Consider the following 16,781-nt stretch of genomic DNA (forward strand, 5'->3'; position numbering starts at 1 on the left):
CGCCACACCACGACAGCAGATGCCTCGGGCTGATCACCGTCCAAGCGAGAGGCCACCTCGGTGAGCCACACAGCAAGAAACTTTAGGAGCAAAAAGTGGAGGAAGCGCGCTTACGGGCCGTCGATCTGATCAAACGAATGACAATCTCCGAGAAGGTCGCACAACTATCTTCGCTGGTGCCGACGATGCTGTTCGACGCAGATGGCATTCGCCCCGGAATCGCCGCCACCAAGCTCGGTGATGGGATCGGGTACGTGGAACCCCATATGGGGGGATTCCCGCGGACTGCTGCCGAGGTCGCGCGGCTCAATAATGAGGTTCAGCGATACCTGGTAGAGAATACCCGTCTGGGGATTCCCGCCATCATGCACGTCGAGGCACTGAATGGTGTCAACGCACCGTCATTTACCTCGTTCCCCACAGGGATCGGCCTTGCGGCGACGTGGGATCCAGAAGGGGTCGGTGAGATGGCCGCCCTGACACGCCGGCAGATGCGCTCGGTTGGTTTCCACCACGCGCTTTCGCCGGTCCTTGACGTTGCAAGAGATGCAAGGTGGGGGCGAGTACACGAGACGTATGGCGAGGATCCCCACCTCGTGAGCGCTTTTGGAGTCTCGTTCATCCGCAACCTGCGTGGAGCGTCACTGAAGGATGGGGTGATTGCCACTGGCAAGCATTTCCTTGGTTACGCGATGAGTGACGCAGGGCTAAACATGGCGTCCGTGACCCTAGGCGAGCGAGAGCTCCGGGAGGTTTATGCGCGTCCGTTCGCTGCCGCCATCACACTGGCCGGCCTGGATTCGGTCATGAATTCCCTCTCCGATTGGGATGGCGTGCCCGCTGCGGCTGACCCGCGGATATTCCGCCACCTGTTGCGGGACGAACTGGGCTTCGAGGGGACAGTGGTCTCCGACTGGGGATCAATCGAGAACCTGGTCGTCCACCACCGGGCCGCGAGCAATGCGCGCGAAGCAGCGGTGCTGGGACTTCGCGCTGGCATTGACGTAGAGTTACCGGCTCCCTTCGGGTACGGGGAAGCCCTTATCTCCGCCATCCAGGACGGGGAGATCAGTGAGGCACTTGTAGATGAGGCGGTCTTGCGGGTCCTCACTCACAAGTTCGAGCTCGGCCTGTTCGAGAATCCGTATGTGTCCACCGATCAGGTCACGGTGATGTCAATTGCCAAGGAGGGCCGCGAGCTCTCGTCGCGGCTGGCGCACGAGTCGGTCACGCTGTTAAAGAACGACGGTGTCCTGCCCGTCGGCAATGCACAACGCATAGCCATCATTGGTCCTCACGCCGATGCGGTGGGTACCGCATTTGCACCATATACGTTTCCCGCATTCATCGCCCTGACCCGCGCTCTGCGCAGCGGAGTAGCCAGCTCCATGGTCGGAGTGGATGAAAGTACATTCCAGCCCGATAACTCCTACGTTGAAGGCGAGATCGGCGACCTCCTGGCAATGGGCGAGGACGAATACGCACAAGCCCAGTACGACGCCGTGTCGCTCAGCGAGGCCCTGCGGACCGCACTGCCGAACGCGACGATAGCGGTATCCGAAGGTTGCGATGTTGACGGCGGCATCGACAAAATCCCAGCCGCGGTTGACGCGGCACGCGGCGCGGACGTCATCATCCTGGCACTCGGCGGACTGGCCCGCTGGTTCTTCGCCGAGCGAACCGAAGGCGAAGGCGCAGACACCTCCGATCTGCGACTTCCCGAATCACAGCGCAAACTCGTCGATGCGCTCCACGCCCTGGACACACCGATGGTGGGCGTCCTCTTCTCAGGCAGGCCCCTCGCGTTGGGCGACATCGAACCAAAGCTGAACGGGCTCGTGCTCGGATACTTTGGCTCCGAATTCGGCACACGTGCCGTCGCGGACGTTCTCACCGGCGCCAGCGAGCCGCAAGGACGACTCCCGTATACCATGCCGCGATCAAGCGGTCAGGTACCAATCCACTCCAGCCAACGATTCGGCAGCGGCTACCGCCGCCGCGAAGGCGACGACCATGGCGGATATGTCGATGAGGCCGCCACACCACTGTTTCCGTTCGGGCACGGTCTTACCTACACCTCCTTCACGTACTCAGCACTGGCCCTCAGCACGCCATCAGTCGCCACGGACGGAGAGGTCGAGGTGACGGTCACGGTGACCAACAGCGGCAACCGCACCGGCACCGAAGTGGTCCAGCTGTACGTCGAGGACGAAGCACTCGGAATCTCACGACCTGCGCTTCAACTTGCCGGCTTCCAGCGCATCACGCTGGAGCCTGGCCAGGAAGCAACACTGGTCTTCACCCTGCAGCTGGCGCTCCTGGCCTACCTCTCGCTTGAAGGCAGGTGGATCGTTGAGCCAGGCCCAATGTCCATTTCAGTCGGCGCGTCTTCGGACGACCGCCCACTGCGCACTCTGCTGGACGTTACCGGCGGAACTGCGGACGTGACGGACAGCAGGGCATACCTGACTGAATCGAAGTCTCTGACCCTCACCGCGGATTTGCCATGAACCAGCCGCTGCATCGGAACCAACGCGGTCACACCACCGACGCGAAAGGACTGACCATGTACCACGGTCTCCTCGATACCGGACACATCGATTTACCGCCCTCGTTCATTCTTGGCGCCGCGACCGCCGCCTACCAGATTGAGGGCGGCGCAACCGAAGGGGGACGGGGCCCCTCCATTTGGGATACCTTTAGCCACACTCCAGGGAAGACCGAAGGGGGCGCCACGGGAGACGTCGCCGCCGACCACTACCACCGTGTCGAGGAGGATCTCGGGTTGATGGAGGCCCTGAACCTAACCGCTTACCGGTTTTCGATCTCGTGGTCCCGTGTCATGCCGACCGGTGAGGGCGAGGTGAACGCTGAGGGCCTACAGTTCTATTCACGCCTCGTTGACAGTCTGCTGGCGCGCGGAATCCAACCGGTCGTAACGCTCAACCACTGGGACCTTCCACAAGCGCTGGAAGACAAGTACGGCGGCTGGCGCGAACGCGAGACCGCCTTCGCCTTCGAAAAGTACGCAGAGATCATGGGCGCTGCTCTCGGTGACCGCGTCTATATCTGGTCGACCCACAACGAGCCTTGGAACAACTCCTTCTCCGGATACGGCAGTGGAGCGTTTGCACCCGGTGGAACAAGCCATGAAGATGCGCTCATCGCAGCGCACCACCTCAACCTTTCGCATGGACTTGCCGTCAAAGCGCTCCGGCGAACCATCACCCGGATCGACGCGCGAATCTCTGTGGCGCTGAACATCTTCCGCGTAGCCGCTGAAACCCCGGAAGACGCAGAAGCTGCGCGCCTGTTCGACGCGGTGGCGAACCGCGTCTTCACCGGGCCCATGCTGAACGGGCAGTACCCTGCCGACCTTCTCGCCGACACACGGAAATTCACGGACTGGAGTTTCGTCCTTCCCGGGGATTTGGAAACCAGTCATCAACCGATCGATCTCCTGGGCGTGAACTATTACGAAGTCATGCATGTGCGCCTGAACCCCGCCTATGACCCGGAAACCGAAAAAGACGGCGGCACCGCCTTCCCGGGCTCGGAAAGAATTGAGTTCCTTCGACGAGGAGACCTCGAGCGGACCGGGATGGACTGGGGGATTGAACCCCAAGGCCTCGAAGACCACCTCGTGGCACTTTCTGCTCAACATCCTGGTTTGCCGATCATGGTGATGGAAAACGGAGCAGCTTTTCCCGACACCGTCACCTCGCTGAATGGCAACAACGTTGTCCTAGATTTTGACCGTACCCGCTTCCTCATCGAACACGTCACGGCAACTGACCGCGCCCGCCACCGCGGGGCCAACGTTGTTGGCTACCTGGTCTGGTCACTCCTGGACAACTTCGAGTGGGCCGCCGGATACGGACCGCGATTCGGCATCATTCACGTCGATTACGACACCCTCCAGCGGACCCCGAAACTCAGCTCCCACTGGTTCTCTCAACTCTGCGCATCAAAAACCATCCCAACCCTGCGCGAGTTCTCACTCGACAGCAGGCCCGATCAGAGCCGGGCGCCTACTACTCACACAGAGGACGCCCTCGTGGCCAACCTGAGTAAGGATTAGGAATGCCGTGATCTTCCACGGCGTGGATTACAACCCCGATGTGGCGTATGTCCTCCTGCACGAGGACATACGCCACATGCAGCAAACCGAAGTCACCATGGCCACGGTCGGCTTGTTCTCCTGGGCACAGATTCAACCGAAGCCGGGCGTTTGGGATTTCACCTGACGCGACACCGTGCTCGGCCGACACAATGTTGACGGCGTCTGGATGCCCCTGGCCACCACCGCGAAATCCCCGCCGGTGGATGGAACCGCAAGCTCCGGGCGCCTCTTCCTGAAGTATTTGGACCCCCACCTGGTCAAAAGGAGAACAACATGGACGTTACCGACAAGGTCTTCGTCGTCACGGGAGGCGGCAAAGGCATGGGCCGACAGGTCGTGCTGGAGCTGTCGCATTGCAACTCCTGCACACCGGATTCTTCAAAGACATCGCCCTCATCATGTCGGGCGTGCTCATCTCGGTCGTGCCGTTGCTGGTGCTGTTCTTCATCCCCGGCAAGCAACTCGTCGCTTGCGTTATGCACGGAGCCGTCAAGGGATGGGGCAGCAATCCGCACATCAAAAGACTGAAAGAACGCCCCGTAACAGCCGAAACAGGCTTCCGGGGTTCCCCGGAACAACAGCTAACCCCGATGTTTCAGAACGACCCGCAAAAGGAAGAACAATGTCCTATTCAATTCAGCTCTACACCCTCCGGGATGCTATCTCCGAAGACCTCCCCGCAACTCTCAGGAAGGTTGCGGAGATCGGCTTCACCCACGTTGAGCCCTACAACTTCGTCGCTACGGCCAAGGAGCTCGGCGCCGCGCTGAAGGACAACGGCCTAACGTCGCCCTCCGGCCATGCGCCGCTGCTGTCCCAGGACCAGGATGAAATTTTTACCGCGGCGAAGGAACTGGGCATCAGCACCGTCATTGACCCTTACCAGCCAGCGGACCAATGGCAGAACGCCGAAACCATCCAGGCCACTGCGGCCAAGCTCAACGCCGCTGCGAAGAAGGGCGCCGAGTATGGCATTCGCGTGGGTTATCACAACCATGAGTGGGAACTCGAGTCCATTGTTGACGGGCGAACGGCGCTGGAATACCTCGCCGAGCACCTCGATCCCGCGGTAATCCTGGAGGTGGATACCTACTGGGTGGCCGTGGGCGGCCACGACCCCGTGGATATCCTCACAAAGCTCGGCGACAGGGTGAAGTTCATCCACATCAAAGACGGTCCCATAAACAAGGACAACAAGGCACAAAAAGCAGCAGGGCAGGGCAACGTCCCGGTCCTGGAGGTGATCGCCGCGGCACAATCCCTCGAAGTTGGCGTGGTGGAATTCGATGACTACTCCGGCGACATCTTCGACGGCATCGCGCAGAGCCTGGCCTTCCTGAACAGCAACGCGGCCAGCGCCGGTACGGGCGCTACCGAAGGAGCCAACGCGTGAGCATCCCCGCAGCATCCAGTCCGTCCACCTCGTCTTCCCTTCGGGGGCCGGTGGGCGTCGGCGTCATCGGCGCAGGCAACATCAGCAAGGCGTACCTGGACAACCTCACGGTTTTTCCGGACCTGAAGGTTCTGGTCATCGCCGACCTCTTCGAGGACGCCGCCGAGGCACGCGCCAAGGAGTACGGCGTCCCCGGGTGGGGCGGCCCGGAAAAGGCGCTGTACCATCCCGACGTCGAAATCATCGTGAACCTGACCATCCCGGCAGCCCACGTCGAGGTCGCCACCGCGGCGGTCAACGCGGGCAAACACGTCTGGACGGAGAAGCCGTTCTCCCTGGACCGCGAGTCTGGACTGGGCCTGTTGAAGGCAGCCGACGCTGCGGGGATGCGGCTTGGCACGGCGCCGGACACCTTCCTCGGTGCGGGCCTGCAAACCGCTCGGAGGATCATCGAGCGCGGGGACATTGGCACCCCGTTGACCGGCATGACCACGTTCCAGACCCCGGGCCCGGAGTCCTGGCACCCGAACCCTGCGTTCTTGTTCCAGCACGGCGCCGGCCCGTTGTTCGACATGGGCCCCTACTACCTGACGGCCCTGGTCCAGACCTTCGGCTCGGTCCGCAAGGTAGCCGCCGTCGGCTCCTCAGCGAAGGCGACCCGAATCATTGGTTCCGGTCCGAAGGCCGGGGAGGAGTTCGCCGTCGAGGTCCCCACACACGTCTCCGCGATGGCCCAGTTCGAAAGAGGTGCGTCCTCGCACAGCGTGTTCTCCTTCGAGTCCCCCCGCCAGCGAATGGGATTCGTGGAAATCACCGGCTCCGAGGCCACGCTCTCGCTGCCGGACCCGAACTATTTCGACGGCGACCTCAGGCTCTGGCGGCCCGGGGCGGAAGAACCCGAGATCATCCCCGCCACCGGACCGGCCAACGGCCGCGGCTTGGGCGTGTTGGACATGGCCCGTGCCCTGCGCTCAGGCACTCCGCACCGCGCCACCGGCGAACTGGCTTACCACGTGCTGGACACGATGGTCTCGATTTCCGAATCCGTGGAGTCGGGCTCGTTCGTGGATGTCACCAGCAACGCGCCCGCCTCCGAACCAGTCCCGGAGGACTGGGCGCCGGAAACCGCCACACTCTAAGAATCAGCGAGGAACCACCATGACCACCCCAGTCCGCCCATCCGACCAAACGCCTGCCCCGGCACACGGCCCAGCATCTGCCCCGCTGGGTGTGGCCGCCATCGGCTATGCCTTCATGGGGAAGGCCCACTCGAATGCGTGGCGGAACGTGGCCAGCTTCTTCGACGTCCCCGCCTTCGAGCAGAAAGTCCTCGTCGGCCGGGACGCCGGATCCGTCGCGGCGGCCGCCGCCAAGTACGGCTGGGCAGAGTCCGCCACCGACTGGCGCTCGGTCATTGAGCGGGACGACATCCACGTCGTCGATATCTGCGCTCCGGGCTGGATGCACGCCGAGATCGCTGTTGCCGCCCTCGCTGCCGGGAAACACGTCCTCGTCGAAAAGCCTCTGGCGAACACGATCGCCGAGGCAGAAGCCATGACCGCAGCCGCGGAAGCCGCCCGCGCGAACGGCGTCCAGTCGATGATCGGCTTCAACTACCGCCGCGTCCCCGCCTTGGCACTGGCCCGCGAACTGATCGCCGAAGGCCGGCTCGGCACCGTCCGCCACGTCCGGGCCGCCTACCTCCAGGACTGGCTCTCCGACGCCGAATCCCCCATGACCTGGCGCCTCCGCAAGGAAACCGCCGGCTCCGGGGCGCTGGGCGACATCGCCTCCCACGCCATCGACCAAATCCAACATCTCACCAATGAGACAGTTACCGAGGCCACCGGAACACTGCGGACATTCGTCGCAAGACGTCCCGGGCCCCACGGCCCCGAAGATGTCACGGTAGATGATGCTGTCTGGGCCACACTTGGACTGACGGGGGATGTCAGTGCGTCAGTTGAGGCGTCTCGAGTCGCGACCGGCCAAAAGAACAGCCTTCGCATAGAGATCTACGGCACTGCTGGTTCGCTCGCGTTTGACTTGGAAAACTTCAATGAGCTCCGTTTCCTGGACGCTACCGTTCCAGTCCGCGAACAGGGGTTTCGCCGGATTCTAGTCAACGAACCCGAGCACCCCTATCTGGCGGCGTGGTGGCCGCAGGGCCATATCATCGGTTGGGAACACACCTTCACCCACCAGATCCGGGATTTCCTCACCGCCATCCAGGAGCAGACCCCGCCCTCGCCGTCATTCGAAGACGGACTGCAGATCCAACGTGTCCTGGCCGTCATCGAGGAATCGGCCGACAACCGCGGTGTTGTCACGCCTGTCCTACAACCAACCTTCGCTACGCAAGGAGCCTGACATGCCCCGCCCGTACACCCTGTTCACTGGCCAGTGGGCCGACCTGCCCTTCGAGGAAGTCGCCCGCCTTGCCTCGGGCTGGGGCTATGACGGCTTGGAAATCGCCGTCTCCGGAGACCACCTGGACGCCTGGCGCTGGGACGAACCCGGCTACGTCGAGAACAAACTCGCCATCCTGGACAAGTACAACCTCAAAGTCTGGGCCATCTCCAACCACCTCAAAGGCCAAGCCGTCTGCGATGACCCCATCGACTTCCGCCACGAAGCCATCGTCGGGTCCAAAGTCTGGGGTGACGGGGACCCCGAAGGCGTCCGCCAACGAGCCGCCGAAGAAATGAAGCACACCGCACGCCTGGCCAAAGCTTTGGGCGTGGACACCGTCGTCGGGTTCACCGGTTCCTCCATCTGGCAGTACGTCGCGATGTTCCCGCCCGTCCCGGAAAAAGTCATCGACGCCGGCTACCAGGACTTCGCCGACCGCTGGAACCCAATCCTGGACGTCTTCGACGAAAACGGCATCCGCTTCGCCCACGAAGTCCACCCCAGTGAGATCGCCTACGATTACTGGACCACCGTCCGGACCCTCGAAGCGATCGGCCACCGCGAAGCGTTCGGCCTGAACTGGGACCCCTCCCACTTCATGTGGCAAGGCATCGACCCCGTGTCCTTCATCTGGGATTTCAAAGACCGGATCTACCACGTGGACTGCAAGGACACCAAGCTGCGCCCCACCGGCCGCAACACCGTCATGGGTTCCCACCTGCCCTGGGGCGACCCCCGCCGGGGCTGGGACTTCGTCTCCGCCGGACGCGGCGACGTACCCTGGGAATCCTCCTTCCGCGCCCTGACCGCAATCGGTTACAACGGCCCGATCAGCATCGAATGGGAAGACGCCGGCATGGATCGCCTCCATGGCGCCCCCGAAGCCCTCGCCGCCCTCAAAAAGTTCGACTTCCCCGCCTCTCAAACCAGCTTCGACGCCGCCTTCAGCAGCAAAGACTAGTGGGGGGCTACCGATCTCGGCAGAAAGGTTGCCGGGGCCGCAACGGCAGTCCCCGGCGATACGCTAGCGCACGGTTTTCACACTTCCTTACGTACAGAGCACACGAACACTGCATTTATCGGCGTTGACATTGGAGGCACGGGTATCAAAGGAGGGCTGGTAGACAAGAATCAAGGCAAAACTCCTCGGTGACCGTACCGACTCCGCACCCGGCGACCCCCGAAGCAGTAGCCGCGGCAGTTTCCTTGGTGATCGACTGTATCTCAGTCCACCCGCAGGCTCCGGCTGCGTCGCACCGGTAGGTGTGACATTTCCCGGCATAATCCGGCATGGAGTTGTGCACTCTGCGGCGCACACGGAGCAAAGCTGGCTGAACACTGACATCAACCAACTCCTAAGCGCCCGGCTGTGTCGGCCGGTACCGGCTGTAAACGGCGCTGATCCCGCAGGCCATGCCGAAATCAGTTACCGTGCTGGCATGCGCATAGACGGTTTGGTCCTAGCCATCACGCTGGGGACTGGCATTGGATCTGCGTTGTTCCTCAACGGTCAGCTCGTCCCCAATACCGAGTTCGGACACCTGAAAGTCGACGGCGTTGCGGCCGAAAAGCGGGCTTCAGCATTGGCACGCGAAAGGGACGGACTTTCCTGGAAGGAGTACAGCGACGTGCTGCAGCGATGCTTGTCACACCTGGAATTTTTGCTCTCGCCCGAACTCGTTATCATCGGCGGAGGCATTTCACAGCGCGCCAACGATTACTTACCCAACCTCAGATTGGGAATCCCAGTCCTTCCTGCCACGCTCCGCAATGATGCCGGCATAGTCGGTGCAGCACTTCAGGCCACCATCGCGCACTGAATCGGCTTGACGACGGCCTTGATGAACTCGATTGGTAGCCACCGAAAGGATATCCGGTGATTGCTGCTCCGACTTCGCGAAGGGCTCCCCCGCGGAGTTCGTAAGGCAGTTAACTTCCTAATTCCGGCAGGGAAGCCTGGCTACGCACGAACTCCTGATTAGCGGTGAGTCGGCGAAGGAGCTTAGGCCAAGTCGGGACATTCCTGGCTCTGGTTACCAAAGTTTGTGGTCGGGTAATCTTACGAATTCGATTGCGCTACTTCGAGCGCCTGAGCCCAAGTGGTGCGGGATTCGATGTGCGCGCGCCACTGCCGGACGGCTTTGGCTGCGCCGGCTCCCAACACGCCGGTTAGCCTTCCCCCTTTGCGGTAAATCGCGATTACCTTCCCCTCCTCGATGCTCCCTTGAAGAATCTGCACTTCGTCGTGGTCGCGGAGGTAGCCGTGGGCCTGAAGTTTGACTTTGTACTGATCCGACCAGAAGTACGGGACGGTTGTGTAGGGAAGTCTGTCTCCTGCGAGGATTCGATCAGCGACGTGGAGGGCCTGATCAACAGCGTTGGTTCGGTGCTCTATGCGCATTGAAAGATCGAAGAGTGGATTGTGCCACCTGGCGACGTCCCCTACTGCATATATTCCGTCGCCGGCTGAGCAGTCAGCTGCGCAAACTACACCGTCGGACAGGGTGAGACTGCTGGCTCGGAGCCAGTCCACTGCTGGCTCCGACCCAATCGCCACAACAACCAGGTCAGCGTTTTCCGTCCCGCCGGATGCGAAATGTACGCCTGTGACTCTATGTCCGTTCGTTCGTAGGGACTGCACGAGCGCGTCGTTGCCCGTGCGAAGGCGGATGCCCTGCTTTTGATGTAGGGAGGTCAGTTGCTGCCCCACTTCACTGCCGAGCGCGTTCTCCAGAAGTGTTGGGGCCTTGGTTGCCAGAACGACTTCAACTCCTCGTTGTATTGCCGCGGCTGCGATTTCAGTTCCGAGGAAACCTCCTCCGATTACAACGAGACGTGACGCTGCTGAGAGCGCTGCCTGAAGGTGGAGCGCGTCATCGACTGTCCTCAGCGTGTGGACACCGGAGATGTTGTTATCTGCCGGAAGATGTTTGGCGTTGACTCCCGTGGCAATGATGAGACGTTCGAATTCAAGGTCTGTGCCGTCTTCAAGCAGCACTTTCCGGTGACGGCTGTCGAGGTGGACCGCAGCAACTCCGCGGCGTAAGTCAATGCCGAGGTTCTGGAGGTGGTTGGGCGGCCGCAGGGTCAGTGCTCCCACTGAGACTGGATCATGCAGCGCCTGCTTGGACAGGGGTGGCCGGTCATATGGTTCGTGGTTTTCCGCGCCCACGAGCACAATGTCGCCATCGTATCCCCGCGTGCGCAGGGCTTCGGCCGCGCTCACCCCAGCTGCCGAGGCGCCCACAATTACGGTCCTGGGGGTGGGGTGACTGATACGGCTCATTGCTGGGACAGGGTGATGACAGCTGCCGGGCAACGCACCGCTGCGTCCCGCAGCTTCGATTCCTGTTCGGCGGGAGGGTGCGCGTTGAGGACGACGACAATGCCGTCGTCCTCATTCTGGTCAAAGATTTCGGGTGCCGCGATGGCGCACACGCCGGCTCCAACACACTTGCTTACGTTGATGTCGAAGTTCATGAAATTACCTCATCCCAGTTGATCATCAGCTTTTTGATCCCGTATACGAGCATGTCGTTCTTGAAAGGGATGTCCGTTTCCGGGGTCTCAACCCTCAGGCCCGATAGCCGGCGGAACAACTCGGGGAGTGCAATGCGCAGTTCAAGGCGTGCAAGATGCTGCCCGAGGCACTGATGCGGTCCGTACCCAAAGCCGAGATGGGCAGAGCGCCTTTCAAGGTTCAGCTGGTCACCATCAGAGATAAACCGGTTATCCCTGTTGGCCGATTCAAGGACCACAGCCACATGTTCGCCCGCGCGGATTGTCTGCCCGGCAATGGTGGTGTCTTTGACCGCTTTGCGCAGGACACCGTTGTGCACAATGGTGAGATAGCGGATCAGCTCATCGACGCCTGTTTCCATGACAGCCGGATTCTGTAGCTTTCCAGCTTGGTCCGGATGCTGCAGGAGGGCGTAGGTGCCAAGAGTGATCATGTTTGCCGTGGTGTCATGACCTGCGGCCAAAAGCAGGAGCGCTAGCCCTTGGAGCTCTGCGGCATCCATGGGGCGGTCGGTGGGTTCCAGGATGAGTCGGCTGAGCAGGTCGTCACCGGGATTCTCCTGTTTCGACTGGATGAGGTTCGCGAAGAAGCCCGCGCTCTGGATGGCTGCCGCCTGGCGTTCCTTGAGAGGCAGGCTCAAATCGACTTGAGAGGCCGTAGCGTTCTCAAATTCGGATCGTTGACCCTCGGGCACTCCGAGGATCTCGCTGATCACTAAAGCGGGGACGGGCAGCGCAAACTCGCGGTAGAGGTCGAGCGGGCCTTTCTGCTGGCCGATGCGGTCGATGTGCGTAGCGACGAGGTCCCTGATGAATGGCTCGAGACGCGCTATCCGCTTGACCATGAACTCCCGGGCCAGGCGGAGCCGGAGCCGGGAGTGGGAATCACCGTCATGCCTGAGCATGACGCCCGGTGGCGGGGGTGCGCCAAGGTTGTCTTTGTCGCCCATCAGGTGGGATGAACTGGCGTCTACATTGCTGAAGGTCTCGGCGTCGCCCAGGACTGTACGCGCATCCTCATAGCCGCTGACGAGCCACACATCGAAGCCTGCAGGAGTGTCGACGCGCAGTACGGGGTCCGAGGTGCGAATACCTTCGTACCTCGGGTCGGGATCAAACGGGCACCGGTTGGTCGGAAACGGCGCGGTTGCCGGTGGCGGCTGCTGAATTGTTGATGTCAAAGGAATCGGCTCCTGTATCTGCGGGGCGACGACGTTGTTGCTGTTCGGTTTCACCTGCGGTTGGGATAGTTACAGCCTCTCGCCCAAGCCGCAGGAAGTAAGCCCGCAGCTGTGGTATTTCAGATACTGCATCCGCAGTACCTTCGTTCTGTGCCTGTCGGTATTCCGGCCGGTGACTTTTAGCCTCCCGCGGCCGCGTGGTCCCAGCACTTGCGGCCGCGCGGCCCTTCATGGAATCTGGCCAGTAGATTCAGGAGTTCACTGGCAGGTGGACCTCAGCCTGTACGGTCCTGACAGCCAAAAGAGGAGGCCCGTCAGCATCCGTCCGATCGCTCTCAGTGGTGGTCTCAGCTCCGGGCCATTCGTCTGGAGCCGGTTTTCGTCGGCTCTCAGAACCTGACTCTTTCGTGGATTTCACCGCATGGTACGGACAGGTCGACCGCAATCTGAAATTCAGTGATGCTGTACCGGGTAACTGAGATACCTCTGCGGCTCCTAATCGCTTCTGGGATGAGTTCCTGAACGGCGGTGCTGATAGCTGTGTCTTTCGTATTCGCGTCCTTGACCTGTACGTCCAGGACCTGGGGATAAGGGTGAGGCATCGGGCCTCCAGTTTGCCGCGGCAAAGCAGCCGACGGACTCGGGTTATGCGCGTATTGGGGGATGGCCGAGCAGGCCCTTATCAAGGTAAACACCCACATTGGCACGCGTCAATAGTTGTATCTTGGGGGGACTGCGGTAGGCTGGGCATGTCTTTGAAGCGTGTCAATGAGGCCGCCCAAAAGGTCCTGGCGCAGGGAAGAGAGGGGAAGCTGTTATGACAGGCAGTGCTGACGTTGCCCTTCGTGCAGGCGTTTCTAGGTCTACAGTGAGTCAGATTCTCAACGGCCGTGCCCACCTGTTTTCCGAAGAAACGGTCGCAAAGGTTAGAGAAACAGCGGCGGTTATGGGTTACCGCCCGTCGTTGGCTGGACGAACACTGGTCCGTGGTAAGAGCGACATCGTCATCACGCTCATACCGGACATCACTTTCGGGCCGACCGTTCGTGAATTCGTGGATCTCCTGACAGAAGGGTTGGCGAAGGAAGGCCTGACGAACCTGCTTCGGCTTTCGTCATCAGACGATACCCTTCAAGACGCGGTCCTTGGGCTGCGTCCTCACTCGATCGTGACAATGGCTCCGCTCCGGCCTGAAGACATTGAGCGCCTCGAAAAACAGGGTATTTACGTGATTGGACAATCCCAGGCTTTCCAGGCCGCGGCTGACGTGACTATCGGCCGCCTTCAGGCTGAGCATCTTCTGGGCCAGGACTACAAGCGCATTGCCGTTGTCCGCCCGCGATCGATACGGGAGCAATACAGCGCTCCGGAACGCGAGAAGGGAGTGCTCGAATATGGCAGCCTTCACGCTATGGAAGTTCTGCCTACCTTGGAGATTGGCCTTACCAGCGACGAAGCTTTGAAAGCAGTGGGCAGCCTTCCGGCGGGAAGGATTGGTTTAGCGTGTTACAACGATGAGGTGGCCTTGGCGATTTTAGGGGCCGCTCTTCGAGAAGGAGTCAGCATTCCCGCGGAGATGGGAATTATCGGGGTCGACAACTCTGTGATCGCCCGCGCTTCGACTCCGACAATTACGTCTATCAGCATGGACTTGGAGCTAAACGTACGCGAACTGGTCGGCCACATCGTCTCCGGCCGGGAGCTGCGGATCCCGCCTGAAGCAACCGATGAGTACACGCGTGGTTTCACAGTCATCCAAGGAGACACCACCCGGCGGTAGGACTAATTCCTACTGCCAATGCAGTACCAACGCACCTGCGTTCGACGGATGTCCATAAGGTGCTGTCCTCAGATCATTGGTGAAGGGCTTTCAAGACACACCCTTTCCATCAATTGTTAGGACTATCGCATGGCTGCATTTCTTGCCCGTATTGGGAGGCTGGCGGGCCGTCATCGTATCGCTGCCATTACGGTATGGCTGGGTCTTCTGGCTGTGTTTTCGGTCGTTGCATTGGGCGGGATGAAATTTAGCGACGGTGCCTTCGACGTGCCGGGCACCGAATCCAGCAAGGCCATGGGCCTGCTGGAAGACCATTTCCCGTCCACACCCGCCGGCTCTGGCGAACTGCAGCTTGTGGTGCAGTCGCCTGCCGGGACCGGGCTGACGGCCCCTGGGCCGGCGGATTCCCTGACTAGGGCAATCGAGCAGCTGCGTTCCCTTCCCAACGTCAGCCAAGTGCTGGACCCACGGGATCCGGCGCGTCCGTTCCTTTCTGCCGACGGCACTACAGCGGTCATCCAGGTATCCCTTGAAGGGTTAGAGGACTCAGAGCGTGAGACTGTGCATAATAACGTCACCGAAGTTGCGGAAGGGGTCCGCGGGCAAGGGCTGACGGCCGAGGTGGGCGGGTCCCTTGCCTCGGGTATTCCTGAGATCCTTGGACCGTCTGAAGCCGTCGGGGCAGGCATTGCTTTTCTTGTCCTGGTCTTGACCTTTGGCTCCCTTGTCGCGGCGGGCGCGAACATGCTGAGCGCATTGATCGGCGTCGCAACCGGGATTCTCGGAATCCTTGCGTATTCGTCTATCAGTCCCATTGGCAATGTCACGCCGATCTTGGCTGTGATGCTTGGCCTCGCTGTTGGCATCGATTACAGCCTCTTCATTCTTGCCCGCTTCCGTGCGGAGCTGCGCGAGGGCCGTACGGTTGACGCGGCCATTGGCAGAGCCACTGGCACGGCAGGTTCTTCAGTCGTGTTCGCGGGGGCGACTGTCATCATCGCCCTGGCCGGACTCACGGTTGTTGGCATTCCGTTCATCGGAGAAATGGGTCTGGCCGCGGCCTTTGCAGTAGGTGTGGCGGTGCTGTTGTCACTGACGTTGCTGCCTGCTTTGATGTCATTCATGGGTCTTCGGGCTCTGTCCAAGCGGGACCGCAGGCAACTTTCCGCTGCCGAATCGGCACGTGTCCCTACACGGGTGCCGGGATTCCTCTCCGGTTGGGCGCAGTTCGTTGTGACCCGGCCTCTTGTCTCAGTGGTTGGCGGCACCCTGCTGCTCATCGTAATGGCCCTGCCGTTGCTGTCGATGAAAACAACCCTTTCAGTACCTGGCGGCGAAGACCCGGAATCAACGCAACGGGCTGCCTACCAGATCGTCAGCGACAAATTTGGGCAGGGCTCACAGGACCCCCTTGTGGTCCTCGTTGAAACCCCTGGAGGCGGCCTGCAGGAAAGAATCCCCGAAGTTCAGGAGTTCCTGGCAGGGATCGACAACGTGGCGCTGGCGGTGCCCGCAGGCGTGGCCAGCAGCGGAGACGCGGCGATAGTGTCCGTGATTTCCAAATCTGGTCCCCTCGATGACCGGACCATGCAGTTGGTGCGGGACATCCGCGCCGAAGCACATAACCTTCCCGGAGCCAACCTGTACGTCACCGGAGCCACCGCACTGGGTTTGGATGCGGACGCGCAGCTCAGGCAGGCCCTAGGACTTTACGTTGCCCTGATTGTCGGCCTTTCCCTGATCCTGCTGGTCATCCTGTTCCGTTCCGTGCTTGTTCCCGTTGTTGCCACGGCTGGATTCCTTCTGTCTTTGGGCGCGGGACTGGGAGCGACCACCGCAGTGTTCCAGTGGGGGTGGCTGGGGGACGCGATCCAGGCTCCGCAAGGAAATCCTCTGCTCAGCCTGCTGCCGATTATCTTGACCGGCATCCTGTTCGGTCTTGCCATGGACTATCAGGTGTTTCTTGTAACGCGGATCCAGGAGGCATACGGGCAGGGAATCCATCCCAAACAGGCAATTCTTCGCGGTTTCAAAACCTCCGCCGGCGTGGTGGTCGCCGCCGCAGGCATCATGGCAGCGGTCTTTGGAGGGTTTGCCTTGAGTCACTCTTCCCTAGTCGGTTCGATAGCCCTTGCCCTGGCCGTGGGTGTCGTTGCCGATGCCTTCATCGTTCGGATGGTTATTGTTCCCGCCGCGCTTGCTCTCTTGGGCCGCTCCGCGTGGTGGATGCCCAAATCGTGGCCGGCACGCCTGGTAGGACTTGATGTCGAGGGCCACCACCTCAATACTGTGGAACATCAGGAAGCCAGGGGCACCGATAATGCCGAACAGGACGCAACCGACGCCGAGCCATTCCCCATCGGACGCCGCTGA

The 16,781-nt window shown here is 61.1% G+C and carries 12 protein-coding genes and 1 pseudogene; 10 read left to right on the forward strand and 3 right to left on the reverse strand.

The window, feature by feature from the left end; all coding sequences use genetic code 11:
* The first annotated feature begins 95 nt into the window (after positions 1 to 95).
* The 8 genes and pseudogenes from LDN90_RS09585 to LDN90_RS09620 all read left to right on the forward strand — a co-directional run bounded on the left by LDN90_RS09585 (position 96) and on the right by LDN90_RS09620 (position 9,748).
* Complete coding sequence (locus tag LDN90_RS09585; protein ID WP_223948832.1) at positions 96 to 2,510, forward strand: glycoside hydrolase family 3 N-terminal domain-containing protein; 2,415 nt, start codon at positions 96 to 98, stop codon at positions 2,508 to 2,510.
* Between the two features lie 56 nt (positions 2,511 to 2,566).
* The gene (locus LDN90_RS09590; protein ID WP_223948833.1) at positions 2,567 to 4,081 is read left to right on the forward strand and encodes a GH1 family beta-glucosidase; all 1,515 of its coding nucleotides are present in this window, start codon (positions 2,567 to 2,569) and stop codon (positions 4,079 to 4,081) included.
* 7 nt (positions 4,082 to 4,088) lie between these two features.
* A complete protein-coding gene (locus tag LDN90_RS09595) occupies positions 4,089 to 4,247 on the forward strand; it encodes a beta-galactosidase (protein ID WP_223948834.1) in 159 nt (52 codons plus the stop codon).
* A 498-nt stretch (positions 4,248 to 4,745) separates the two neighbouring features.
* Complete coding sequence (locus LDN90_RS09600; protein WP_223948835.1) at positions 4,746 to 5,516, forward strand: sugar phosphate isomerase/epimerase; 771 nt, start codon at positions 4,746 to 4,748, stop codon at positions 5,514 to 5,516.
* 2 nt (positions 5,517 to 5,518) lie between these two features.
* Positions 5,519 to 6,655, forward strand: coding sequence for a Gfo/Idh/MocA family oxidoreductase (locus tag LDN90_RS09605; RefSeq protein WP_223949272.1), 1,137 nt, complete (start codon positions 5,519 to 5,521; stop codon positions 6,653 to 6,655).
* A 19-nt stretch (positions 6,656 to 6,674) separates the two neighbouring features.
* Positions 6,675 to 7,886, forward strand: a complete 1,212-nt coding sequence (locus LDN90_RS09610; RefSeq protein WP_223948836.1) for a Gfo/Idh/MocA family oxidoreductase — start codon at positions 6,675 to 6,677, stop codon at positions 7,884 to 7,886.
* Position 7,887: 1 nt separating this feature from the next.
* Complete coding sequence (locus LDN90_RS09615; protein WP_223948837.1) at positions 7,888 to 8,889, forward strand: sugar phosphate isomerase/epimerase family protein; 1,002 nt, start codon at positions 7,888 to 7,890, stop codon at positions 8,887 to 8,889.
* A gap of 117 nt (positions 8,890 to 9,006) precedes the next feature.
* A pseudogene (locus LDN90_RS09620) lies at positions 9,007 to 9,748 on the forward strand (ROK family protein).
* A gap of 239 nt (positions 9,749 to 9,987) precedes the next feature.
* Here the strand turns inward: LDN90_RS09620 and LDN90_RS09625 are convergent.
* Genes LDN90_RS09625 through LDN90_RS09635 form a run of 3 tightly spaced genes read right to left on the reverse strand, consistent with a single transcriptional unit; the run spans position 9,988 to position 12,628 of the window.
* Positions 9,988 to 11,214 carry an FAD-dependent oxidoreductase gene (locus LDN90_RS09625; RefSeq protein ID WP_223948838.1) on the reverse strand — a complete coding sequence of 409 codons (1,227 nt, stop codon included), beginning with the start codon at positions 11,212 to 11,214 and terminating at the stop codon, positions 9,988 to 9,990.
* Positions 11,211 to 11,408 (reverse strand): ferredoxin, encoded by a 198-nt coding sequence (locus LDN90_RS09630; RefSeq protein ID WP_223948839.1) that lies wholly within the window; start codon positions 11,406 to 11,408, stop codon positions 11,211 to 11,213. Before LDN90_RS09630 ends, LDN90_RS09625 begins: the two co-directional genes overlap by 4 nt.
* Positions 11,405 to 12,628, reverse strand: coding sequence for a cytochrome P450 (locus tag LDN90_RS09635; protein ID WP_223948840.1), 1,224 nt, complete (start codon positions 12,626 to 12,628; stop codon positions 11,405 to 11,407). The genes LDN90_RS09630 and LDN90_RS09635 overlap by 4 nt, the downstream gene beginning before the upstream one ends.
* Before the next feature lie 817 nt (positions 12,629 to 13,445).
* On the opposite strand from LDN90_RS09635, the gene LDN90_RS09640 reads away from it, so the two are divergent.
* Positions 13,446 to 14,408, forward strand: coding sequence for a LacI family DNA-binding transcriptional regulator (locus tag LDN90_RS09640; protein WP_223948841.1), 963 nt, complete (start codon positions 13,446 to 13,448; stop codon positions 14,406 to 14,408).
* Positions 14,409 to 14,537: 129 nt separating this feature from the next.
* On the forward strand, positions 14,538 to 16,781 hold the full coding sequence (locus tag LDN90_RS09645; RefSeq protein WP_223948842.1) for an MMPL family transporter: 2,244 nt from the start codon (positions 14,538 to 14,540) through the stop codon (positions 16,779 to 16,781).

Origin of the sequence: Arthrobacter sp. NtRootA1, from assembly GCF_019976975.1 — a bacterium.
In the GTDB taxonomy this organism is placed as follows: Bacteria; Actinomycetota; Actinomycetes; order Actinomycetales; family Micrococcaceae; genus Arthrobacter; species Arthrobacter aromaticivorans.